Below are 22092 nucleotides of genomic sequence, written 5' to 3' on the forward strand. Positions count from 1 at the left end.
GGCTTTAAGCGACAAGCTTCAAGCTTCGAGCTGCAAGTGAAACGCTTTGGCTTGCAGCTCGAGGCTTGTCGCTTAGGGCCGAGTTACCAGCAGATGCCTTCAGTGCGGCTACCGGCACTGGTGGCCTTGGACATGAAGCCCACCAGGTCGATCACCTGCTTGCCCTGCGGCGCTTCTTCGGCCAGGGCGCGGAACTTCTCGTCGCGGTTGCCGAGGATGATCACGTCGGAGTTGTCGATCACCGAATCGAAGTCCGAATTGAGCAGGGACGATACGTGCGGGATCTTCGACTCGATGTAGTCCTTGTTCGCGCCGTGGACACGAGCGTACTGGACGTTGCTGTCGTAGATGCTCAGGTCGTAACCCTTGCCGATCAGCATCTCGGCCAGTTCCACCAGCGGACTTTCGCGCAGGTCGTCGGTGCCGGCCTTGAAGCTCAGGCCCAGCAGGGCGACTTTGCGTTTGTCGTGGCTTTCAACGATGTCGAAGGCGTTCTGCACTTGCGATTCGTTGCTGCGCATCAGCGAGTTGAGCAGCGGCGCTTCGACGTCCAGGGAACCGGCGCGGTAGGTCAGGGCGCGCACATCTTTCGGCAGGCACGAACCGCCGAAGGCGAAGCCCGGGCGCATGTAGTACTGGGACAGGTTGAGGGTCTTGTCCTGGCAGACCACGTCCATCACTTCGCGGCCATCGACGCCCACGGCTTTGGCGATGTTGCCGATCTCGTTGGCGAAGGTCACTTTGGTGGCGTGCCAGACGTTGCAGGTGTACTTGATCATCTCGGCAACGGCGATGTCCTTGCGGATGATCGGTGCGTCGAGTTCTTCGTACAGCGATTGCAGAACGTCACCCGACGCCTTGTCGAACTCGCCGATGACGGTCATCGGTGGCAGGTCGTAGTCGGCGATCGCGGTGGATTCACGCAGGAACTCAGGGTTCACGGCGACACCGAAATCAACGCCGGCTTTTTTGCCGGAGCAGTCTTCGAGGATCGGGATGACAACGTTTGCCACGGTGCCCGGCAATACGGTGCTGCGCACCACGATGGTGTGGCGGGTGGACTTTTCACGCAGGACAAAACCGATCTCGCGGCATACCGCTTCGATGTAGTTCAGTTCCAGGTCGCCGTTCTTTTTGCTCGGCGTACCGACGCAGATCATCGACAGGTCGGTGTCGCGAATCGCTTCGGCGAAGTTGGTCGTGCCGCGCAGACGACCGGTCTGAATACCTTGTGCCAGCAACTCGCCCAGGCCCGGTTCGACAATGGGAGATTTGCCAGCGTTGATCATGTCGATCTTGTCTTTGGCAACATCGACGCCCACTACGTCGTGGCCCCGAGCAGACAGGCAACCGGCACATACTGCGCCAACGTAACCCAAACCAAATATGCTGATGCGCATCGCAATTACCTCTGTATATATCAGGCCTTAGAGGGCCGGAGTTAATGGTGTTCAGCGTTCATTAGTGCACTCGAAAGTGCGGCATACAGGCGCCACAATGCCGTGTGCAGGCATACTTAAGTTCCGAGTGTCTAAATAAGTGCACTCAAGATGTGCGCAACCAGGCCTTGTTGTTATGACGTGCCCTGTTATGCAGCCGATCTTCTTTGGAGAAGACTCTTGTGCAATCGTCTTGCGCGCTCGATGTCAGGATGAAAGTCCCGTAAATCAAGCGGTTGGGTGCTCAGGTGAGCACGTTTATAAGGGCGCGGCCATGGCCTTTGTAGGGGATATTAATGGTGCGTATCTCCTGTCCATCGTCTGCTTTGAGACTAGTTAGTCATCTAGGCAAGTTGCTGTGACAACTTGGTTACATGGCTATCTGCTCCGCGTAAGTTATCTCGTACAAACTCGGCGAGAATCGTTACCGGTGGTATGAGCTATGCATTCGGACGAAGTTCCTGTCCGCTCATCGCGAAATCTGAAATTTCTTGAAATATTGTCAGAGATGGCACCAGTATCAATTTGATAGCAGTTTCGTTTTCGACCTTTAATAACAGGCGAAAAATCACGTTAGATAGTTTTGTGCCACTACGGTGAAAAAATTTAGGTGCCACTACTGAAAAAAATGATCAGTGTCGAGTGAAACTAATCTTAGAAAAGACAGGGATGTTTTTCTGGCGCCAGTAAAATGGCGAAATGTGGCGGGGGTTTTTTGACATCGTGCGAGCTGCACGACTCTTCATATAAAGAGTCGTGCATTAGGCATGCTTTATTCGGGGGCGTGATCGCGTAGAAACACCAGATTATCCGGTTTCGATTGCTCGGCGCTGTAGCGATAACCCTGCACATCGAACTGCTTGAGCAGGGCCGGATCGTTGATTTTTTCCTGGATCACGAAGCGGCTCATCAGGCCCCGGGCTTTCTTGGCGTAGAAGCTGATGATCTTGTACTGGCCGTTTTTAAGGTCCTTGAATTCGGTGTTGATGATCCGCGCATTCAAGGCTGTGCGTTTGACCGCCGAGAAGTATTCGTTGGACGCCAGGTTGAGCAGCACGTCGTCGCCCTGGTCGGCCAGCGCTTCGTTCAGCCATTCGCTGATGCGCGTGCCCCAGAAGGCGTACAAGTCCTTGCCACGGGCGTTGGCCAGTTTGGTGCCCATTTCCAGGCGATACGGCTGCATCAGGTCGAGCGGCCGCAGCAGGCCGTAAAGGCCGGAGAGCATGCGCAGGTGCTGTTGCGCGTAATCGAAGTCGGCTTCGCTGAACGACTGGGCATCAAGCCCGGTGTAGACGTCGCCCTTGAAGGCCAGCAGTGCCTGTTTGGCGTTTTCCGGGGTGAACGCCGGTGTCCAGCTGCCGAAACGCGCGGCGTTAAGGCCGCCGATCTTGTCGGACACGTGCATCAGTTCGCTGATCTGCGCCGGGCTCAGTTCGCGCAGTTGCTGGATCAGTTCCTGGGAATGGTCGAGGTATTGCGGCTGGGTGAAGCGCTGGGTCGCCGGCGGTGTTTCGTAATCGAGGGTCTTGGCGGGGGAAATCACCATCAGCATGAAGTCGTCTCCTTTAATCGTGGGGGCGATTCTAGGGGGTTGGGGCGGATGACTCCAGCTATCGCGTCCATAGGTGATCGGCGGTTTACGAGCCGGATCGGCTATAGTGCGGCGCGGGTTTTGTTATGGAGACACCCTTTGCGCATTGTTCTTTTTTTCACCGCGTGGCTGTTGAGCGTCGGTGCCGTTGCGGCGCCGGGCGATATCGCGACGCTGGATCGCAGCACCTGGCCGGAAAAACTCGACAATCCGACCCTGTTCGATGTCGCCTCGCGGGCGGAAATCCTGATGTTCGCCCGAGGCCTGCTCGGCACCGAAGCGCTGGACGAAGCGGCGCTCGCCCAGCGTCTGGGGCTGCGCACGGTCAATCTGGATGCAATCAACAGCCTGCGCGAGCGCCTGTGGCAGCGGCTGCTGGCCAACTACAACTTTGCCCAGCAAAGCTGCGATCAGGACGCCTCGTTCTGCTTCCTCGTCGAAGACCTGCCGACCCTGCGCGAGCAGGCCGCCAAATTCGTGGTCAGCGACGAAAGCTATTACACCAAGTGGGCCGAGCCGAGCCGGATCTTCCACCTGCAATACCTCGATGAGCTGATGCGCAAGGCTGCGCTGTCGCCGCAGACCAGCAGCGAACTCGATCATTTCGGAGACTACGAGCGCAACGGCGACGACATGCATGATCGCTTGTTTCTGCTGAGTTTCGACAGCGCCGCCAACCTGCAACCGGACAACACCGACTGGCTCGCCGAGTACCTGCGCAAGTCGAACCTGAGCGGCACCTTTTTCATGCTGGGCAAGGATGTTCAGGCGCGGCTGGCCGACCGTTCCGTCAGCAGCCTGCAAGCGGCGTTTTCGCAGCAGTGCGTCGGCGTGCAGGGCTGGGAGTTCCGCTCCCACAGCCACTGGCAGGACTGGCAGGATTCGGTGCGGCGCAGTGCCGATCTGGTCAAGAACAAGTTGCCGGAGAACTACGTGCCGCTGTTCCGTCCACCGGAAGGGCAACGTCGTAGCGATGCCCGGAGCTTTTTCAACAGCCAGGGCCTGCAAGTGGCGCTGTGGGACATCGATGCCCAGGACGGCGCCGGCAAGCTCAAGGGCGCTCCGAGCGCGCAGCGGGTGCTGACCCTGATGCTGCTGTGGCGGCACGGGGTGATCAATTTCAACATGAAGCAGGATGCGGTGAAGACTGCGTTGCCGTGGCTGATCGCGCAAACCGCGCAAAGCGGCATCGGCTGGGAAGACTGTCAGGACGCGTTTCGCTGAAAAACGGCAAGAGCCCGGAAACATTGGGCTTGGGGTGAATTTTTTGCAGAATTCGATGCAGGCGGACTTCCGACTCTAACGGGGGCAGGGCGGTCCGCCAAGGGCTTTTCGTCACTTTGCAAAATAAACTTCAAAAAAGCGTCAAAGTGCTTTTTTCTGTCACGGGTTTTGGAGTATTACGAAGTCAGACCGCCGAAACCTGCAACACAGGTGGCGTCTTCCAAGACCCATTTTGTGTGCGGTTCACCTGCTATCCCGACAAAAGCTGTGCAGGTGGATTCGGCAGTCACTTCGAGGCGCAGCACCGCCGAGGTATTGCGTCGAATGGCTCCCACAAAGGTGACCGAGTATGGATGATCACGGACGTAGCCCTTCCTCCAACCAGCCAATCCTTTATGTACTCGATACCAACGTACTGATTCACGATCCAAACGCCCTGCTGAATTTCGAAGAACACCACGTCGCGATCCCGATGACCGTGCTTGAAGAGCTGGACAAGCTCAAGAGCGGGCATCACAGCGTGGCCGCCGAATGCCGTCAGGCTATCCGGCTGATCGACAAGACCCTGGGCGATGCTTCACCCGATGATGTCGAACAGGGCGTGCCGATCCAGCGCGGCAAGGGCGGCCCGAAGGGCTTGCTGTCGATTCTGATGAGCAAGCAGGCCGAATCGAACCTGATTCTGCCCGAGCATCTGAACGACAACAAAATCATCAACCAGCTGATCGACCTGCATACCCGCGACCCGAAAAAACCGGTGGTGCTCGTTACCAAAGACATCAACATGCGCCTCAAGGCGCGCGCCTGCGGGATCGACGCCGAGGACTACAGCACCGACCAGTTGGTTGACGACGTGTCCCTGCTGCCCAACGGCTATCACAACATGACCGGCTCCTTCTGGGACCGCGTGAGCAAGGTCGAAACCCGTCAGGACCACGGCCGCACCTGGCATCAGGTACAGCTGATCGACAACCTGCCTGCCGTGCACATCAACGAGTTCATCATCGATGAGCAGGGCTTCGTCGGCTGGATCAAGGAGATCGAAGAAGACAAGCTGCTGATCCTCGACCTGCACCAGGAACCGCTGTTGCATCAGGAAGCCTGGGGCCTCAAGCCACGGGACATCTACCAGAGCCTGGCGCTGTACGCGCTGCTGGATCCGGATATTCACCTGGTCAACCTGTCCGGCGCCGCCGGCTCGGGTAAAACCATTCTGGCGCTGGCCGCGGCGATCGAGCAGACCATGGTCAGCAAGCGCTATCGCCGCATCATCGCCACCCGCAGCGTGCAGGGCCTGGACCAGGAAATCGGCTTCCTGCCCGGCACCGAGGCGGAAAAAATGGAGCCGTGGCTGGGCGCCATCACCGACAACCTCGAAGCCTTGCACATGGATGACGAAAACACCCATGGCAGCGTCGACTACATCCTCAGCAAAGTGCCGTTGCAGTTCAAATCGCTCAACTACATTCGCGGTCGCAGCTTCCAGCAGAGCCTGATCCTGATCGACGAATGCCAGAACCTCACGCCGCACCAGATGAAAACCATCATCACCCGGGCCGGCGCCGGTTCCAAAGTGGTGTGCCTGGGCAACCTGGCACAGATCGACACCCCTTACCTGTCCGCGACCAGTTCCGGGCTGACCTACCTGACCGAACGCTTCAAGGATTTCCCCAACGGTGTGCACATCACCCTGCAAGGGGTGCCTCGCTCGATCCTGGCCGAATACGCCGAATCGCATCTGTAACCGTCAAACCGAACCGGGCGACTGCAAAGTCGCCCGGTTTTTTATGTGCGCAATTCTGACCCCCAGGTTTACAATCGACGCTCCTGATCAGGAGTAATCCCGTGCTGACTCATCTCGATTCCCAAGGTCGCGCCAACATGGTCGACGTCACCGAAAAAGCCGTGACGTTCCGTGAAGCGACGGCCCAAGCGCTGGTGCGCATGCTGCCCGACACCCTGCAGATGATCGTCAGCGGTGGCCATCCCAAGGGCGACGTGTTCGCCGTGGCGCGCATTGCCGGCATTCAGGCGGCGAAGAAAACCAGTGACCTGATTCCCCTGTGCCATCCGTTGATGCTGACCGGCGTCAAGGTCGAACTCAGTGCCGAAGGCGATGACGCGGTGCGCATCGTGGCCCGTTGCAAACTGTCCGGGCAGACCGGCGTCGAGATGGAAGCGCTGACCGCCGCCAGCGTCGCCGCCCTGACCATCTACGACATGTGCAAGGCCGTGGATCGTGGCATGACCATCGAAAGCGTACGTCTGCTGGAAAAGGTTGGCGGCAAGAGCGGGCATTTCCAGGCGGAGCAGCCATGAACCTGACCGTGAAGTTTTTTGCCCGTTACCGCGAGGCGCTGGGCGTGGATTCGGTGAAGGTCGAAGGTGATTTCGCCACCGTCGATGACGTTCGTGCGTTGCTGGCGCAGCGTGAGGGCGCCGAGGTGCTGAGCGAACAGAACCTGATGTGCGCGCGCAACGAAGACCTCTGCCAGCTCGACGAACCGGTGGTCGATGGCGACGAAGTAGCGTTTTTCCCTACCGTGACCGGAGGCTGAGACATGGGCATTCGGGTGCAGTCCGAGCCGTTCGATCCCGGCGCTGAAGTCAACGCGATGCACGCGGCCAATGTCGGGGTCGGCGCGGTGGTGAGTTTTGTCGGTTACGTGCGCGACTTCAACGATGGCCTCGATGTCGCCGGGATGTTCCTCGAACACTATCCGGGAATGACCGAAAAAGCCCTCGGCAAGATCGCCGTTGAAGCCGAGGAGCGCTGGCCGCTGTTGAAACTGGAAGTGCTGCACCGCATCGGCGCGCTGGAACCGGGCGAGCCGATCGTGTTCGTCGCCGCCGCCAGTGCCCATCGCCAGGCGGCGTTCGACGCCTGCGCCTTCGTCATGGATTACCTGAAAACCCGCGCACCGTTCTGGAAGAAAGAAAACACCAGCGACGGCCCGCGCTGGGTCGAAGGTCGCGACAGCGATCATGCGGCGGCGGATCGCTGGAAGCAGTAATTCCTTTCCCAATCAATCTCCCCTCGACTCCCGACCATCGGCTGACGCCGATGGCGTTTGTCCAATTGACGGTTTGTACGTAAAAGTCCAGTATGGATTTACAAGTACAAAAAAGTCTTTCCCCGTTTCCAGCTTTTTCTTCTGTCTTGCCAAACCAACAACAACCCGCGAGAGAACGAACATGAAGAAATTCCCCCTCATCACCGGTCTGGCACTGAGCCTGTTGGCGTGCAGCAGCGCGTTCGCCGCCGAGAAAACCCTGCGCATCGGTATCGAAGCGGCTTATCCGCCCTTCGCCTCGAAAACCGACAAGGGTGAAATCGTCGGTTTCGACTACGACATCGGCAATGCCCTGTGCGCGCAGATGCAGGTCAAGTGCGTGTGGGTCGAGGGCGAGTTCGACGGTCTCATTCCTTCCCTGAAAGTGAAGAAAATCGACATGGCGCTGTCGTCCATGACCATCAATGAAGACCGCAAGAAGTCGGTGGACTTCACCCACAAGTACTATTTCACCTCGTCGCGGCTGGTGATGAAGGAAGGCGCGAGCGTCGATGACCAGTACGCCAGCCTCAAGGGCAAGACCGTCGGCGTGCAGCGTGCGACTACCACCGACCGTTACGCCACCGAGGTGTTCGAGCCCAAGGGCATCAACGTCAAGCGCTACGGCAACAACGAAGAAATCTACATGGACCTGGCGGCCGGGCGTCTCGATGCGATTTTCGCCGACACCATCCCGCTGACCGACTTCCTGTCGATGCCGCGCGGCAAGGGTTACGCCTTCGTCGGGCCTGAGCTGAAGGATCCGAAATACGTGGGCGAGGGCGCGGGGATTGCGGTGCGCAAGGGCAACACCGAACTGGTCAGCCAGTTGAACACTGCCATCGACGGCATTCGCGCGAGTGGCGAGTATCAGAAAATTTCCGAGAAGTACTTCAAGTCGGACATCTACGGCGACTGAGTCTGAAGACCGTGCAGCCTTCGCAGGCTGCACGGTTTCAGCCCTTCAATTCCTTCAAGTGCTTGTACACCGTCGCCCGCCCCATGTTCAGTACATTGGCTACATAGTTCGAGGCGCTCTTGCCCTTGAACGCTCCCTCGGCGTGCAGCGCCAGCACCAGTTCGCGTTTGTGATCGCGGGTCAGCAAATTCAGGCTCAGTTGCCGCTCGCGTAGCCAGGCGTGCAGGAAAGTGTTGATGCGCTCCTGCCAGTCATCGCGAAACAGCGAGTCCGGTTGCGGGATCAGTTTGCTCGGCGAGAGGAACAGGTCCAGCGCAGCCTTGGCATTTTCGAACAGCGAAATATTCAGATTGATGCACAGCACCGCCAGCGGATGACCTTCGCTGTCGCGCAGCACGGTGCTCAGGCTGCGAATCTTCTGGCCGTCCCAGTTGAGCTTTTCGTACGGACCGATGTTCCGTTCGCTGACGTCGTCGCTGAGCATGTCTTCCAGCGACGATTCATCGCCGATCACCCGTTTCGACAGGTTGTTGGCGATGTAGTCGACCTTCTGCGTGCGCAGGTCGTGCAGCACCACTTCGGCGTGGGGAAAGAACAGCGTGGCAATGGCGTCGGCGATGGCGTGGTAGTTGTCCAGCGCGGCGTCATTCAGCTCGGGCGTGTGTTCGGGGGCGGTCATAACTGTGGAGCTCCAGGCAACGTCAACGCCCCCGTGATCCGGGGGCGTTGCGAGTGTGCCGCAATCCGTCGGGCGCGTCATCCGGGCGGACGGTCAGGCCAGGCGGGCAGGGGCGAGCATGGCGGCGGTCAGGCCGAATTGCTTGAGATGGTCGGGCAACGATTCGCCACGTACCAGTGCCGCGCTGGCCATGCCCATCGCCGGCGAAGTCTGGATGCCGTAGCCACCCTGGGCCGCGACCCAGAACAGCCCCGGCACCTGAGGATCGAAGCCGGACAGCAAATCGCCATCGGTGACGAAACTGCGCAGGCCGGCCCAGGTGCGGGTCGGGCGGCGGATGGTCAGCGTCGTCGCTTCCTCGATCTGGTAAATGCCCATGGCAATGTCCAGTTCTTCCGGTTGCACATCGTGGGGTTCGACCGGGTCGGCATTGGCCGGGGAGCCGAGGAACATCCCGGCGTCGGGCTTCATGTAGAACGATTCGTCGAGGCTGACCAGCATCGGCCAGTGATGAATGTCCACGCCTTCCGGGCCGGCGAAGATGAACGCCGCGCGGCGTTTCGGTTGCAGGCCCAGCGGCTTGGCGCCGGCGAGGGCACCGATCTTGTCGGCCCAGGCGCCTGCTGCGTTGATCACGATGGGCGCGCTGAAAGTCTGGCCGTTGGTCTGCACGTGCCAGATGCCGTCGGCGTCGCGGCTCAGTCCGAGCACTTCGCAATCGGTCTGCACCTGGCCGTTGTTGCGACGGATGCCGCGCAGATAACCCTGATGCAGGGCATCGGTGTCGATGTCGCTGGCGGTCGGGTCGTAGATCGCGCCATGGACTTTTTCCCGGCGCAGGATCGGCAGCCGCGCGCAGGCTTCATCCGCGCTGAGCAACTGCATCTCCGGCACCGTGGCTTTGGCGCTGAGGTATTGATTGTTCAGCTCGGCGACGTCGCCGGTGAAGTCCACGGTCATTTCCCCGCGCGGGGTCAGCAGCGGGTGCTCGCAGAAGCCGCTGGGCGGATGGTCGAAGAATTCGCGGCTGGCCAGGGTCAGCGCCCGGACCTGCGCAGTGCCGTAAGCAGCGGTGAACAGCGCAGCCGAACGCCCGGTGGAGTGATAGGCCGGGTGCGACTCGCGCTCCAGCACCACGACCTTGCCGTGCTGCGACAGCCAGAAACCGGTGGACGCGCCGGCAATCCCGCCGCCGATGATGATGAAATCTGCATGACTCATGAAAATCTCCGGTGTCAGCGCTGCAATTGATAGACGGCGTTGGCCAGGGCGATGTCTTCCAGGCCCAGACCGATGGAGCGGAAAAACACGTGACGGTTGTAATCGGGACGCTGCACTTTTTCGCTGAGCAGATCCGCCAAGTCACCGAGGATCGTGTTGTTGTCCCAGCCATGTTGTTCGCGGGCGATCAGCATCTCGCCGGCCGAGCCCGGGGTGGTCAGACGATAGTCGCAGAACACCTGCATGTCGTTGAGGCTTTGCGGCGGCACTTCGTGGGCGCGCGGTGCGTTGGTGCTGATCGAGGTGATCAGCGCCGGTTTGCTCAAGGTTGCCGGGTCGATCACGGGGCCTGCGGACGAGGTGCAGAGCATGATCACGTCGGCTTCGGCGATGGCGGTTTCGCGGCTGTCGGCGATGTTCACCCGTGGATCGAGGGCTTGCAGTTGGCGGGCGGTGGCCGGGTCTTCGCTCAAGGTCGGCGAGTACACACTGATGCTCTGCCAGTCGCGCAACGCTTTGACGTAATGCAGGTGCGCCTGGGCGACCTTGCCACTACCAATGATTGCCAGGCGCGCGGCCTTTAACGGGGCGAGGGCATCGACCGCCACGGCGGTGGTCGCAGCTGTGCGGGCAGTCGTCAGTTCGCCGGCATCGCAGAGCAGCAGCGGTTGACCGGTCTGCATCGACATTAGCAGTGTCCACGCGGTCACCAGCGGGCCTTGTTCGCGAACGATGTAAGGCGAAGTCTTGACCCCGTACACGCCGTCTTCCGCCAGCACGCCCAGATAGTTGATGAAGTCCCCGGCACCCTGAGGGAATTCCACCAGTTGCTGCGCCGGTTGCACCGCATGCCCGGCCGCCAGATCGCGGAACAGCTTGCGCAGGATCTGCGGCACATCGATCCGGGCCAACAGCTCGCGGGCCTGGGTTTGGTCGATCACGTAAGGCGTACTGGACATGTCAGACTCCGGAGACTGTTTCTAAACTAATTTGTCCATTATGGACTTTTAGTTTTGTTGAACAATATCCGGGTGAAAAAAAAGCGCAGTCCGTTGCCGGCTGCGCTTCTCTTTATGGCGTCGCTTACTGTGGACGCTTGCGCTCAACCGCCCGCAACAGATGGGTCGGCGGCGTTTCACAGCTGATCTTGCGACCGAGTTTTTCTTCGATGGACGGCAACTGATAGGAGTCGTCTTCACCGGCAAAGCTGATCGACACACCGTCGGCGCCAGCACGACCGGTACGACCAATGCGGTGCACGTAGTCGTCCGGGACTTCCGGCAGGGTGAAGTTGATCACGTGGCTGATGCCGTCGATGTGGATACCGCGACCGGCCACGTCGGTGGCGACCAGTACCCGGATCTTGCCTTCGCGGAAGCCTTCGAGCGTCTTGATCCGCTTGTGCTGCGGCACGTCGCCGGACAGCTGCGCGGCGTTGATGCCGTCACGCACCAGGCGTTCCTCGATACGGCGCACTTCGTCCTTGCGGTTGGCGAACACGATCACCCGCTCCCAGCCGTTGTCGTTGACCAGGTTGAAGAGCAGTTTGTATTTGTCGGCACCGGCCACCGCGTAGATGTGCTGTTCGACGTTTTCGTTGGCCACGTTGGTGACCTCGATTTCGACGATCGCAGGATCGGTGGTCCACTGCTTGGCGAGGTTCATCACGTCATCGGTGAAGGTCGCGGAGAACAGCAGGGTCTGACGTTCGCTTTTCGGCGGGGTCTGGCGAATGATCTGACGAACCTGCGGGATGAAGCCCATGTCGAGCATGCGGTCGGCTTCGTCGAGCACCATCACTTCGACCATGTCCAGATGTACGTCACCGCGCTGGTTGAAGTCGAGCAGGCGGCCCGGGGTCGCGACGAGGATGTCGCAATGGCGCGCTTCGAGGTGCTTGAGCTGCTTGTCGAAATCCATGCCGCCGACGAACGTCATGACGTTGAGGCCGGTGTACTTGGTCAGGTCGGCGGCGTCCTTGGCGATCTGCACCACCAGCTCGCGGGTCGGCGCGATGATCAGCGCCCGTGGCTCGCCCATGTAGCGCTCTTTCGGCGGCGGGGTCTGCAACAGCTGGGTGATGATCGAGATCAGGAACGCGGCGGTCTTGCCTGTGCCGGTCTGGGCGCGGCCGATGGCGTCTTTGCCGGCGAGGGTGTAACCCAGCACCTGAGCCTGGATCGGCGTGCAATACGGGAAACCCAGGTCGTGGATGGCGTGCATCAGTTCCGGGGCGAGCTTGAAATCGTGGAAGCGGGTCTTGCCTTCCTGGGGCTCGACGACGAAGTCTTCGAGTTTCCAGGGAATCACCGGCGCCTTGGGCTTGGGTTCGCGACGTGGTCTGGCCGGTTTTGGTGCTTCGCTGCGGGCTGGCTCGGTGGCGGGCACGGCAGCTGGAGCGGGTTTCGGTTCGCGTTTGGGCGTCGTGGCGGGCGTCTGGCGGTCGGCCTGGCTGGCATCGCTGCGATGACCGGGGGCGTGCGACGGCGCAGTGGGGACTGGCGCGAGCTGCTCAGCCTCGCTTTTACCGAACATTTTCTTGAGTGCTTTGAGCACGGTCATCTCATCAATTGGTTAAGGAATGTACGCCGGCCAGTGTAATGCAAGAAACGGGCGCGGCGTAGTGGGATGATCAAAGGGCGACCCCTGTCGCAATTGTCAGCGCAGGCGTTCGCTCAACCATGTGCCGATGTCGCGAATTTCTTCGGGTAACACTTCGTGCTCCATTGGGTATTCCTGCCATGTCACGGTGACACCATGGGCCTTGAGATACTCATAAGCCGTGCGTCCCATCGAGTTCTGCACCACGTTGTCGAACTGGCCGTGCAGCGACAGCACCGGAATCCGCTGCTGGCTGGCGGACAACTCCAGTTCATCGCTGAACGTCGGCGCGTATGTCGATAATGCCAGCACCCCGCCCAACGGCCCCTGCCATTTCAGAAACGCGGTGTGATAGACCACAGCGCCACCCTGGGAGAACCCGGCGAGGAAAATCCGCGAGGCGTCTATTCCGCTGCTTCGCTGTTCTTCGATCAATTCGATGATGCGGTCGGCGGACGCTTCCAGCTCATCGCGGTCGATTGCCCGGGCCGGGCTCATGGCTTTGATGTCGTACCAGCTCGGCATGGCATATCCGCCATTTATTGTCACCGGACGGGTCGGCGCCTGGGGCAGGACGAAACGCGTGCTCAGCAGGCTTTCCTGAAGCGCTTCGGCCACCGGCAGAAAGTCGTAGCGGTCGGCGCCGAGGCCGTGCAGCCAGATCACGCAGGCGTCTGCGGGCTTAACAGGCTGAAGAATCAAGGGCTCGGTCATGGCTGCTCCAATTGTGTGCGGGCGCTCTCATTGAGTGCGTGATTTGCGTGCGCGCCCGGTTGATCCGTTAAGAAGATGTCGCAAGGCTGCAAGTTTTGCTATTGACCTGTCACTCAATCGCTTCAGCAGCCGGTGTGGTACGGGCTTTGCTATGAGGTAGTCGTGCAATCGATCTCGCGCCTGGCGGTAACACTATCAGTGAACGCCTGGCGACGGGATAGCAAAGAATCCGGTGATGGATGTTCGCCAATGGCCGCAACGGGCTTAGCGAACGTGAAAGGGCTACCGCCCGTTCGGCCGACTGGTGAGAAGTGAGTTGTCCATGATGTGGATTTTCTCCTACTAGACTCATAGCGAAGGTCCTGCGTCGGTTGACCCCAAAAAAAGCCAACACGGGTCAACAACGCCTCAAAAGGGTGCGACTGGACTCAAGCTCCGACACAACAAGAGCAAAACTGGAGGTTTGAATGAAGATGTTGAAATCCACTCTGGCGATCGTGACTGCTGCTGCAGTACTGGGTGTCAGCGGGTTCGCTCAGGCGGGTGCAACCCTGGATGCAGTGAAGAAGAAAGGATTCGTGCAGTGCGGCGTCAGTGATGGCTTGCCAGGCTTCTCGGTTCCGGATTCCACCGGCAAGATCGTGGGTATCGATGCTGACGTCTGCCGCGCTGTGGCGGCTGCCGTGTTCGGCGACGCGACCAAGGTCAAGTTCAGTCAGTTGAACGCCAAGGAGCGTTTCACCGCGCTGCAGTCGGGCGAGATCGACATCCTGTCGCGCAACACCACCATGACCAGCTCCCGTGACGCGGGCATGGGGCTGAAATTCCCGGGCTTCATTACCTACTACGACGGTATCGGCTTCCTGGTAAACAACAAGCTGGGCGTGAAGAGTGCCAAAGAGCTGGACGGTGCAACCATCTGCATCCAGGCCGGTACCACCACCGAGCTGAACGTTTCCGACTACTTCCGCGGCAACGGTCTGAAATACACCCCGATCACTTTCGACACCTCCGATGAAAGCGCCAAGTCGCTGGAATCCGGTCGTTGCGACGTGCTGACCTCCGACAAGTCCCAGCTGTTCGCCCAGCGCAGCAAGCTGGCTTCGCCGAAGGACTATGTGGTTCTGCCGGAAACCATTTCCAAGGAACCACTGGGCCCGGTCGTGCGTAACGGCGACGACGAGTGGCTGGCCATCGTGCGTTGGGTTGGCTACGCGCTGCTGAACACCGAAGAAGCGGGCATCTCTTCGAAGAACGTCGAAGCGGAAGCCAAAGCGACCAAGAACCCGGATGTCGCTCGTATGCTCGGCGCAGACGGCGAATACGGCAAAGACCTGAAACTGCCGAAGGACTGGGTCGTACAGATCGTCAAGCAAGTCGGCAACTACGGCGAAATCTTCGAGAAAAACCTCGGCAAGAGCACTCCGCTGGAAATCGACCGCGGCCTGAACGCGCTGTGGAACAACGGCGGCATTCAATACGCACCACCAGTGCGCTGATGGTTCTGTCACCCGGCAGGCCAACTGCCGGGTGACGTTCTGTTCCATTATTTCCGGGGCACTTCATGCAAAATTCAATCGGCGCACCAAAGCAGAGGCTCAGCCTCAGCGATCCACGAGTGCGTGCGTGGGTATTTCAGATCATCACCATCGTGGCGGTGGTCTCCCTGGGCTGGTATCTGTTCGATAACACCCAGACCAACCTGCAACACCGGGGTATCACTTCGGGGTTCGACTTTCTGGAGCGCAGTGCCGGGTTCGGCATCGCTCAACACCTGATCTCCTACACCGAAGCGGACAGTTATGCCCGGGTGTTTGTCATCGGCCTGCTCAACACGCTGCTGGTGACTTTCATCGGTGTGATCCTGGCCACGATCCTCGGCTTCATCGTCGGCGTCGCGCGCCTGTCGAAGAACTGGATCATTTCCAAACTGGCAACGGTGTACGTGGAGGTTTTCCGTAACATCCCGCCACTGCTGCAGATCCTGTTCTGGTACTTCGCGGTGTTCCTGACCATGCCGGGGCCGCGCAACAGCCACAACTTCGGCGATACCTTCTTCGTCAGCAGCCGTGGCCTGAACATGCCGGCCGCGCAAATGGCCGACGGCTTCTGGGCGTTCATGGTCAGCATCGTGGTGGCCATCGTCGCCATCGTGCTGATGAGCCGCTGGGCCAACAAGCGCTTTGAAGCAACCGGCGAGCCATTCCACAAGTTCTGGGCAGGCCTGGCGCTGTTCCTGGTGATCCCGGCGCTGTGCGCGCTGATCTTCGGTGCACCTGTGCACTGGGAAATGCCGAAGCTGCAAGGCTTCAACTTCGTCGGTGGCTGGGTGCTGATTCCGGAACTGCTGGCCTTGACCCTGGCGCTGACGGTTTACACCGCGGCGTTCATCGCCGAGATCGTGCGTTCGGGCATCAAGTCGGTCAGCCACGGCCAGACCGAGGCGGCGCATTCGCTCGGCCTGCGCAACGGCCCGACTCTGCGCAAGGTGATCATTCCGCAAGCGCTGCGGGTCATCATCCCGCCGCTGACCAGCCAATACCTGAACCTGGCGAAGAACTCCTCGCTGGCGGCCGGTATCGGTTATCCGGAAATGGTTTCGCTGTTCGCCGGCACCGTGCTGAACCAGACCGGTCAGGCGATCGAAGTCATTGCCATCACCATGAGCGTGTACCTGGCGATCAGTATCAGCATTTCCCTGCTGATGAACTGGTACAACAAGCGCATCGCGCTGATCGAGCGGTAAGGAATAGCGCATGAGTACTCATACTTTCAAACCCGACATGCCACCGCCGGCCAAGGTCTTCGGCCCGATGGCGTGGATCCGCGCGAACATGTTCTCCAGCTGGCTCAACACCCTGCTGACCCTGTTCGCGTTCTACCTGATCTACCTGGTGATTCCGCCGATCCTCAGCTGGGCGATCATCGATGCCAACTGGGTCGGCACCACCCGCGCCGACTGCACCAAGGACGGCGCCTGCTGGGTCTTCATCCAGCAGCGTTTCGGCCAGTTCATGTACGGCTACTACCCGCCGGAACTGCGCTGGCGCGTGGACCTGACCGTGTGGCTGGCGGTCATCGGCGTGGCGCCACTGTTCATCAAGCGCGTGGCGCACAAGGCGGTATACGGCCTGAGCTTCCTGGTGGTCTACCCGATCGTTGCCTGGTGCCTGCTGCATGGCGGCGTCTTCGGCCTCGACACCGTGGCGACCAGCCAGTGGGGCGGTCTGATGCTGACCCTGGTGATCGCCACTGTCGGCATCGCCGGTGCATTGCCGCTGGGGATTGTCCTGGCGCTGGGCCGGCGTTCGAACATGCCGGCGATCCGAGTGGTCTGCGTGACCTTCATCGAGTTCTGGCGCGGCGTGCCGTTGATCACGGTGCTGTTCATGTCCTCGGTGATGCTGCCGCTGTTCCTGCCCGAAGGCATGAACTTCGACAAGCTGCTGCGGGCGCTGATCGGCGTGATCCTGTTCCAGTCGGCGTACGTCGCCGAGGTGGTGCGCGGCGGTCTGCAAGCGATCCCCAAAGGTCAGTACGAAGCCGCGGCCGCGATGGGCCTCGGTTACTGGCGCGCCATGGGCCTGGTGATTCTGCCGCAAGCCCTGAAGCTGGTGATTCCCGGCATCGTCAACACCTTCATCGCGCTGTTCAAGGACACCAGCCTGGTGATCATCATCGGCCTCTTTGACCTGCTCAACAGCGTCAAGCAAGCCGCTGCCGATCCGAAATGGCTGGGCATGGCCACCGAAGGCTACGTGTTCGCCGCCCTGGTGTTCTGGATTTTCTGTTTTGGCATGTCGCGCTATTCCATGCACCTGGAACGCAAGCTCGACACTGGCCACAAGCGTTAGGAGTTTTTTCGATGAGCGAAGCAATCAAAAAGCCAGTGGGCCCTGAAGGCATCATTCAGATGCAGGGCGTGAACAAGTGGTATGGCCAGTTCCACGTGCTGAAAGACATCAACCTCAACGTGCGTCAGGGCGAGCGTATCGTGCTGTGCGGCCCGTCGGGTTCCGGCAAGTCCACCACCATCCGCTGCCTCAACCGTCTGGAAGAGCACCAGCAGGGCCGCATCGTGGTCGATGGCGTGGAGCTGACCAACGACCTCAAGCAGATCGAAGCGATTCGCCGTGAAGTCGGCATGGTATTTCAGCACTTCAACCTGTTCCCGCACCTGACCATCCTGCAGAACTGCACCCTGGCGCCGATGTGGGTGCGCAAGATGCCCAAGCGCAAGGCCGAGGAAATCGCCATGCATTACCTGGAACGCGTACGCATTCCGGAGCAGGCGCACAAGTACCCGGGGCAATTGTCCGGCGGTCAGCAGCAGCGTGTGGCGATCGCCCGCGCGCTGTGCATGAAACCGAAAATCATGCTGTTCGACGAACCGACCTCGGCACTCGATCCGGAGATGGTGAAAGAGGTGCTCGACACCATGATCGGCCTGGCCGAAGACGGCATGACCATGCTCTGCGTGACCCACGAAATGGGCTTCGCCCGCACCGTGGCCAACCGCGTGATCTTCATGGACAAGGGCGAAATCGTTGAACAGGCGGCGCCGAACGACTTCTTCGACAATCCGCAGAATGATCGGACGAAGCTGTTCCTGAGTCAGATCCTGCATTGAGATCTGATGAATAAAATGAACCCGGCCTTGTGCCGGGTTTGTTTTTTTGGGGTCAGGAAACGGTGAGGGTTTCGTGTTCTTTGTGCTCGGTATACTTGAAGGCGTTCCTCAAATCCGCCCCTTCACCCAAGGCTTTCGCATCGGCGAGCAAGTGCGGATAGCGATCGAGCAGGCGCATCAGCAGCATCAACGCCTTCGGCGGAAGCACTTCGCCGCGCTCATAGCGGGAAAATGCGTTGTGTCCGCCACCTGACAACAGTTGCACCGTTTCTTTTTGCGTCAGGTGCAATTTGCGCCGGATGCGCTTCATTTCGTTACCGATCATTTGTCGGGCAGCTATTACCAGATCATCACCGGCTTGCGTGTAGCGTTCTGCACTATCGGTATCGGCGTCCCACTCGACCTCACCGCATTTGCGACATTCCCAGCCAGCAAGGTCATCGATACGACGTTCCATGCCTTTGACACTGATGGTTTCGCCGCGGCCTTCGAAATGTGTCATTCCCTCACGTGCACCGCAGCTGAAACATTGCCGGGTTTTCATTGGTTTTTCTCCTTGAAGGAGATTACCGGTGGGCCACCTTCGGGGCGGTATGTCACCTTGATGTAAATCTCCAGATCGTGTGAGTGCGTGTGATAAACGTCTTGCCAGACTCGATGATCGTCATAGGTGGTCATCGACTTGTACAACATCCTGTTCTGCAGTTCGAAAACGATTTCTTGCATCTCTATGATGCTGAAGCCGAGATCCAGTCCGGTTTTTTCTGCGCTCTTGGTGAATGCCTGTCTTCCCCGTCGCCTGACCTCAGCCTTGATCACCACCAAGTCGTAATGGGGTGTCTACTTTTCCATAAGAAACCAAAACCCTGTCCCTGAAATTACCCTTAAAGGGTAATTTTGACCAATCGAAAATCCCGCTCCATTTGCCCCTCTCTGACCCTAGGTGGTTGCTGTCCTACAAGGAGCTGACTAACATGTCAGAAAATTCATCCCATGATTGGATGAAAGGGCGAATCCAATGTCAGACATTTCTCCACTTATTAAGCGATCCCTGGTCGATCAGGCCCTGGATCAATTGCGCCAGCGCATCACCGATGGCACGTGGCAGGTCGGTCAGCGTTTGCCGACCGAGCCCGAGCTGTGTGCCGAGCTCGGCATCAGCCGCAACACCGTGCGCGAGGCGATGCGGGTGCTGGCGTTTTCCGGGTTGATCGAAATCCGTCAGGGTGACGGCAGTTACCTGCGGGCGGTGGTCGATCCGATGGACACGCTCAAGGCGCTGTCCAAATGCTCGCTGGACCAGGCCCGGGAAACCCGGCACATCCTTGAAGTCGAGGCCATCGGCCTGGCGGCCTTGCGCCGGACCGATGAAGACCTCGTCGCGTTGCGCGAGGCGCTGGGTGTCGCCGGCAGCCACTACCACGGCGACCTCGACAGTTACATCCGCTGCGATCTGGTCTTCCACCGCCGTCTGGTGGATGCCGCGCACAACCCGACCCTCAGCGAGCTGTATCGCTATTTTTCCAGCATCGTTGGCGCGCAATTGCGCCAGACCCTGAACATCGTCCCCCGTCGACAGGAAGTCTTCGATTTGCACGTCGCCTTGCTTGAGGCCGTCGAGCAGCGCGATCCGGAGCGGGCCAAAGCCCTGTCGAGGCAGTTGATCAATGAACCTTGAAACCGAGAAAACCATGTCCCGCCCAGAAGCCTCCCCAGCACCCGTTCGCAAGGCCGAGCTCGAAGAGTTGTTGATCGACGCCGAAGCCGATGACGAGCAGGTGCAGCAAAGCCATCCGCTGGTGCGTCGCCCGTGGCTGTTGCTGCTGGGGTTGATTCTGGTGGCGCTGAACCTGCGACCGGCGCTGTCGAGCATGGCGCCGCTGCTCAGTGAGGTGTCGAAAAGCCTTGGCTTGTCAGCTGCTCAGGCAGGATTGCTGACGACATTGCCGGTGCTTTGCCTCGGTCTGTTCGCTCCGCTGGCCCCGATACTTGCGCGGCGTTTCGGTGCCGAGCGGGTGGTCTTGGGAATTCTTCTGACACTGGCCGGCGGCATCATCCTGCGTAGCAATTTCGGTGAAATCGGTCTGTTCGCCGGCAGCGTACTGGGCGGCGCGAGCATCGGCATCATCGGCGTGTTGCTGCCGGGCATCGTCAAGCGTGACTTCGCCAAGCATGCCGGCACCATGACCGGTGTCTACACCATGGCTCTGTGTCTGGGCGCGGCGATGGCGGCGGGCTCCAGCGTGCCGCTGAGCGAGCACTTCGACCACAGCTGGGCCATGGGTCTGGGTTTCTGGGTGATTCCGGCGCTGGTGGCGGCAGTGTTCTGGCTGCCGCAAATCGGCCAGAAGCACGGCGCGCACAATGTCGCGTATCGAGTGCGTGGTCTGTTGCGTGATCCGCTGGCCTGGCAGGTGACCTTGTACATGGGCCTGCAATCGTCGCTGGCCTACATCGTGTTCGGCTGGTTGCCGTCGATCCTTATCGGTCGCGGGCTGACGCCGACCCAGGCCGGCCTGGTGCTGTCCGGTTCGGTGATCATCCAGCTCGCCAGCTCCCTGGCGGCACCGTGGCTGGCCACGCGCGGCAAGGATCAGCGGCTGGCGATCGTGGTGGTGATGGCGCTGACCCTCGGCGGTCTGTTCGGTTGCCTCTATGCGCCGATCGAAGGGTTGTGGGGCTGGGCGATCCTGCTGGGCCTGGGGCAGGGCGGTACGTTCAGCCTGGCGCTGACCCTGATCGTGCTTCGCTCACGGGATTCCCATGTCGCGGCGAACCTGTCGAGCATGTCCCAGGGCTTCGGTTACACCCTCGCATCCATGGGGCCGTTCGCGGTCGGCGTGGTGCATGACTGGACCGGAGGCTGGAACGCCGTGGGCTGGATCTTCGGCATTATCGGTGCCGGGGCAATCCTCGCCGGCCTCGGTGCCGGACGTGCGTTGTACGTGCAGGTGGTCAGCGAAAAGGTCTGATACGCACACACTGTCGGTATTCGGAATGCGAATGCCGATAGTGTTTCGGGCGTTTGCGGATTATCGTGCTGGCAATCTGTACCTTTCCTGGAGATTGCCCATGAGTGAAGAAGCCCACAGCGCCCTGATCACCCGTTTCTACCAGGCTTTCCAGCGCCTCGACGCCGAGGCCATGGCCGCCTGCTACACCGACGACGTTGTGTTCAGCGATCCGGCCTTCGGCGAGTTGCGCGGCCGCGATGCCGGCGACATGTGGCGCATGCTCACTACCCGGGCCAAGGACTTCTCCCTGACCTTCGACAACGTCCGCGCCGACGAGCGCAGCGGCGGCGCCCACTGGGTAGCGACGTACCTGTTCAGTCAGACCGGCAACATCGTCATCAACGACATCCAGGCACGTTTCGTCTTCCGTGACGGCAAGATCTGCGAACACCACGACTACTTCGACCTGTGGCGCTGGTCGCGCCAGGCGCTGGGCTTCAAGGGCCTGCTCCTTGGCTGGACGCCGCTGGTGCGCAACGCCGTCCGCGCCCAGGCGCTGAAAGGGCTGAAGGCTTTTCAAGCAAGTCGCTGATAAGATCGCGGCCTGTTTTCCTCACGCCTGAATTGTCCCGTGACCAGCCTTAGCGAAAATCCTCTCGATGCCGACGTTCCAGTGAGCAAGTCCTGGTTCGTCTACCTCGTACGCGCCGCCAACGGTTCGCTGTACTGCGGGATCAGCGATGATCCCGTGCGCCGTTTCGCCAAGCACCAGAGCGGCAAGGGCGCACGGTTCTTTCTCTCAAGCCCGGCGATGGCGCTGGTCTACACCGAGCGTTGCCGCGACAAGGGTGACGCGTTGCGCCAGGAGCGGTTGATCAAGAAGCTCAGGAAGAGTGCGAAGGAATGTCTGGTGGCGTCTTATCGGCACGACTGAATGAGCCCTCGAACTTTTAGATATCCCTCTCGTGGAGGCGGCACGTTGCATAAACGACAGGCAAGAAAAAACCGCCCTTGCAGGCGGTTTTTTCTATAAACCTCGGTTTGCGGCCGGGGGTTATTGCATCTCA

At 60.0% G+C, this 22092-nt stretch carries 23 protein-coding genes; 14 read left to right on the top strand and 9 right to left on the bottom strand.

The window, feature by feature from the left end:
• Positions 1–83 precede the first annotated feature (83 nt).
• The gene (locus EIY71_RS23920) at positions 84–1400 is read right to left on the bottom strand and encodes a nucleotide sugar dehydrogenase (protein ID WP_011332560.1); all 1317 of its coding nucleotides are present in this window, start codon (positions 1398–1400) and stop codon (positions 84–86) included.
• An 811-nt stretch (positions 1401–2211) separates the two neighbouring features.
• Complete coding sequence (gene yaaA, locus EIY71_RS23925) at positions 2212–2991, bottom strand: peroxide stress protein YaaA (RefSeq protein WP_064382456.1); 780 nt, start codon at positions 2989–2991, stop codon at positions 2212–2214.
• A gap of 138 nt (positions 2992–3129) precedes the next feature.
• Here yaaA and EIY71_RS23930 point away from each other — a divergent pair, with 138 nt between their 5' ends.
• The 6 genes from EIY71_RS23930 (at position 3130) to EIY71_RS23955 (ending at position 8226) form a co-directional block, all read left to right on the top strand.
• Complete coding sequence (locus EIY71_RS23930) at positions 3130–4254, top strand: polysaccharide deacetylase family protein (protein ID WP_102717123.1); 1125 nt, start codon at positions 3130–3132, stop codon at positions 4252–4254.
• 349 nt (positions 4255–4603) lie between these two features.
• Positions 4604–5998, top strand: a complete 1395-nt coding sequence (locus EIY71_RS23935; RefSeq protein ID WP_007957320.1) for a PhoH family protein — start codon at positions 4604–4606, stop codon at positions 5996–5998.
• A gap of 101 nt (positions 5999–6099) precedes the next feature.
• Complete coding sequence (moaC, locus tag EIY71_RS23940; RefSeq protein ID WP_007957321.1) at positions 6100–6573, top strand: cyclic pyranopterin monophosphate synthase MoaC; 474 nt, start codon at positions 6100–6102, stop codon at positions 6571–6573.
• Positions 6570–6812, top strand: coding sequence for a MoaD/ThiS family protein (locus tag EIY71_RS23945; RefSeq protein WP_085608143.1), 243 nt, complete (start codon positions 6570–6572; stop codon positions 6810–6812). The genes moaC and EIY71_RS23945 overlap by 4 nt, the downstream gene beginning before the upstream one ends.
• 3 nt (positions 6813–6815) lie before the next feature.
• Positions 6816–7268 carry a molybdopterin synthase catalytic subunit MoaE gene (moaE, locus tag EIY71_RS23950; protein ID WP_085746993.1) on the top strand — a complete coding sequence of 151 codons (453 nt, stop codon included), beginning with the start codon at positions 6816–6818 and terminating at the stop codon, positions 7266–7268.
• A 181-nt stretch (positions 7269–7449) separates the two neighbouring features.
• Positions 7450–8226 (top strand): ABC transporter substrate-binding protein, encoded by a 777-nt coding sequence (locus EIY71_RS23955; RefSeq protein WP_011332566.1) that lies wholly within the window; start codon positions 7450–7452, stop codon positions 8224–8226.
• Positions 8227–8263: 37 nt separating this feature from the next.
• Here EIY71_RS23955 and EIY71_RS23960 read toward each other — a convergent pair whose 3' ends face one another.
• The 5 genes from EIY71_RS23960 to EIY71_RS23980 form a co-directional block, all read right to left on the bottom strand.
• Positions 8264–8905 carry a transcriptional regulator gene (locus EIY71_RS23960; protein WP_085729709.1) on the bottom strand — a complete coding sequence of 214 codons (642 nt, stop codon included), beginning with the start codon at positions 8903–8905 and terminating at the stop codon, positions 8264–8266.
• A 93-nt stretch (positions 8906–8998) separates the two neighbouring features.
• Positions 8999–10126, bottom strand: a complete 1128-nt coding sequence (locus EIY71_RS23965) for an FAD-binding oxidoreductase (protein ID WP_085746994.1) — start codon at positions 10124–10126, stop codon at positions 8999–9001.
• A gap of 14 nt (positions 10127–10140) precedes the next feature.
• Positions 10141–11085, bottom strand: a complete 945-nt coding sequence (locus tag EIY71_RS23970; protein WP_134023424.1) for an ornithine cyclodeaminase family protein — start codon at positions 11083–11085, stop codon at positions 10141–10143.
• 124 nt (positions 11086–11209) lie between these two features.
• Positions 11210–12688 carry an ATP-dependent RNA helicase RhlB gene (gene rhlB, locus EIY71_RS23975; RefSeq protein ID WP_085746996.1) on the bottom strand — a complete coding sequence of 493 codons (1479 nt, stop codon included), beginning with the start codon at positions 12686–12688 and terminating at the stop codon, positions 11210–11212.
• Between the two features lie 96 nt (positions 12689–12784).
• Positions 12785–13441 (bottom strand): alpha/beta hydrolase, encoded by a 657-nt coding sequence (locus tag EIY71_RS23980; protein WP_085690612.1) that lies wholly within the window; start codon positions 13439–13441, stop codon positions 12785–12787.
• Between the two features lie 467 nt (positions 13442–13908).
• Here EIY71_RS23980 and EIY71_RS23985 point away from each other — a divergent pair, with 467 nt between their 5' ends.
• The 4 genes from EIY71_RS23985 to EIY71_RS24000 all read left to right on the top strand — a co-directional run bounded on the left by EIY71_RS23985 (position 13909) and on the right by EIY71_RS24000 (position 18071).
• The gene (locus EIY71_RS23985; protein WP_007957332.1) at positions 13909–14940 is read left to right on the top strand and encodes an amino acid ABC transporter substrate-binding protein; all 1032 of its coding nucleotides are present in this window, start codon (positions 13909–13911) and stop codon (positions 14938–14940) included.
• Positions 14941–15005: 65 nt separating this feature from the next.
• The gene (locus EIY71_RS23990) at positions 15006–16187 is read left to right on the top strand and encodes an amino acid ABC transporter permease (protein WP_134023426.1); all 1182 of its coding nucleotides are present in this window, start codon (positions 15006–15008) and stop codon (positions 16185–16187) included.
• A gap of 10 nt (positions 16188–16197) precedes the next feature.
• Entirely contained in the window at positions 16198–17295 is a 1098-nt protein-coding gene (locus EIY71_RS23995) for an amino acid ABC transporter permease (protein WP_007957335.1), read from the top strand.
• Positions 17296–17306: 11 nt separating this feature from the next.
• Entirely contained in the window at positions 17307–18071 is a 765-nt protein-coding gene (locus tag EIY71_RS24000) for an amino acid ABC transporter ATP-binding protein (RefSeq protein WP_007957337.1), read from the top strand.
• A gap of 52 nt (positions 18072–18123) precedes the next feature.
• On the opposite strand, the gene EIY71_RS24005 is transcribed toward EIY71_RS24000, so the two are convergent.
• Together EIY71_RS24005 and EIY71_RS24010 are read right to left on the bottom strand one after the other, a co-directional pair.
• A complete protein-coding gene (locus EIY71_RS24005; RefSeq protein ID WP_007957339.1) occupies positions 18124–18615 on the bottom strand; it encodes a type II TA system antitoxin MqsA family protein in 492 nt (163 codons plus the stop codon).
• On the bottom strand, positions 18612–18890 hold the full coding sequence (locus EIY71_RS24010) for a type II toxin-antitoxin system MqsR family toxin (RefSeq protein WP_372239296.1): 279 nt from the start codon (positions 18888–18890) through the stop codon (positions 18612–18614). Before EIY71_RS24010 ends, EIY71_RS24005 begins: the two co-directional genes overlap by 4 nt.
• Before the next feature lie 199 nt (positions 18891–19089).
• Between EIY71_RS24010 and EIY71_RS24015 the strand changes: the two genes are divergently transcribed.
• From EIY71_RS24015 to EIY71_RS24030, 4 genes are all read left to right on the top strand, one after another.
• Positions 19090–19749, top strand: coding sequence for a FadR/GntR family transcriptional regulator (locus EIY71_RS24015; protein WP_007957343.1), 660 nt, complete (start codon positions 19090–19092; stop codon positions 19747–19749).
• Entirely contained in the window at positions 19739–21043 is a 1305-nt protein-coding gene (locus EIY71_RS24020; protein ID WP_134023428.1) for a CynX/NimT family MFS transporter, read from the top strand. The genes EIY71_RS24015 and EIY71_RS24020 overlap by 11 nt, the downstream gene beginning before the upstream one ends.
• A 100-nt stretch (positions 21044–21143) precedes the next feature.
• Positions 21144–21617: a nuclear transport factor 2 family protein gene (locus EIY71_RS24025; RefSeq protein WP_085747002.1), complete on the top strand. Its 474-nt coding sequence runs from the start codon at positions 21144–21146 to the stop codon at positions 21615–21617.
• A gap of 39 nt (positions 21618–21656) precedes the next feature.
• Positions 21657–21959, top strand: a complete 303-nt coding sequence (locus tag EIY71_RS24030; RefSeq protein WP_085747003.1) for a GIY-YIG nuclease family protein — start codon at positions 21657–21659, stop codon at positions 21957–21959.
• The last annotated feature ends 133 nt before the right edge of the window (positions 21960–22092 follow it).

The sequence above is a fragment of the Pseudomonas sp. CH235 genome, from assembly GCF_004368175.1.
GTDB classification, from domain to species: domain Bacteria; phylum Pseudomonadota; class Gammaproteobacteria; order Pseudomonadales; family Pseudomonadaceae; genus Aquipseudomonas; species Aquipseudomonas paraglycinae.

Excerpts from the sequence above, each read along its gene's own strand:
- EIY71_RS23970 (WP_134023424.1), bottom strand. The coding sequence starts at position 11,085 with ATGTCCAGTACGCCTTACGTGATCGACCAAACCCAGGCCCGCGAGCTG.
- yaaA (WP_064382456.1), bottom strand. The coding sequence starts at position 2,991 with ATGCTGATGGTGATTTCCCCCGCCAAGACCCTCGATTACGAAACACCG.
- EIY71_RS24015 (WP_007957343.1), top strand. The coding sequence starts at position 19,090 with ATGTCAGACATTTCTCCACTTATTAAGCGATCCCTGGTCGATCAGGCC.
- EIY71_RS23920 (WP_011332560.1), bottom strand. The coding sequence starts at position 1,400 with ATGCGCATCAGCATATTTGGTTTGGGTTACGTTGGCGCAGTATGTGCC.
- EIY71_RS23960 (WP_085729709.1), bottom strand. The coding sequence starts at position 8,905 with ATGACCGCCCCCGAACACACGCCCGAGCTGAATGACGCCGCGCTGGAC.
- EIY71_RS23945 (WP_085608143.1), top strand. The coding sequence starts at position 6,570 with ATGAACCTGACCGTGAAGTTTTTTGCCCGTTACCGCGAGGCGCTGGGC.
- EIY71_RS24005 (WP_007957339.1), bottom strand. The coding sequence starts at position 18,615 with ATGAAAACCCGGCAATGTTTCAGCTGCGGTGCACGTGAGGGAATGACA.
- EIY71_RS23935 (WP_007957320.1), top strand. The coding sequence starts at position 4,604 with ATGGATGATCACGGACGTAGCCCTTCCTCCAACCAGCCAATCCTTTAT.
- EIY71_RS23995 (WP_007957335.1), top strand. The coding sequence starts at position 16,198 with ATGAGTACTCATACTTTCAAACCCGACATGCCACCGCCGGCCAAGGTC.
- EIY71_RS23980 (WP_085690612.1), bottom strand. The coding sequence starts at position 13,441 with ATGACCGAGCCCTTGATTCTTCAGCCTGTTAAGCCCGCAGACGCCTGC.
- rhlB (WP_085746996.1), bottom strand. The coding sequence starts at position 12,688 with ATGACCGTGCTCAAAGCACTCAAGAAAATGTTCGGTAAAAGCGAGGCT.
- EIY71_RS24000 (WP_007957337.1), top strand. The coding sequence starts at position 17,307 with ATGAGCGAAGCAATCAAAAAGCCAGTGGGCCCTGAAGGCATCATTCAG.
- EIY71_RS23990 (WP_134023426.1), top strand. The coding sequence starts at position 15,006 with ATGCAAAATTCAATCGGCGCACCAAAGCAGAGGCTCAGCCTCAGCGAT.
- EIY71_RS23985 (WP_007957332.1), top strand. The coding sequence starts at position 13,909 with ATGAAGATGTTGAAATCCACTCTGGCGATCGTGACTGCTGCTGCAGTA.
- EIY71_RS24020 (WP_134023428.1), top strand. The coding sequence starts at position 19,739 with ATGAACCTTGAAACCGAGAAAACCATGTCCCGCCCAGAAGCCTCCCCA.
- EIY71_RS24025 (WP_085747002.1), top strand. The coding sequence starts at position 21,144 with ATGAGTGAAGAAGCCCACAGCGCCCTGATCACCCGTTTCTACCAGGCT.
- moaE (WP_085746993.1), top strand. The coding sequence starts at position 6,816 with ATGGGCATTCGGGTGCAGTCCGAGCCGTTCGATCCCGGCGCTGAAGTC.
- EIY71_RS23955 (WP_011332566.1), top strand. The coding sequence starts at position 7,450 with ATGAAGAAATTCCCCCTCATCACCGGTCTGGCACTGAGCCTGTTGGCG.
- EIY71_RS23965 (WP_085746994.1), bottom strand. The coding sequence starts at position 10,126 with ATGAGTCATGCAGATTTCATCATCATCGGCGGCGGGATTGCCGGCGCG.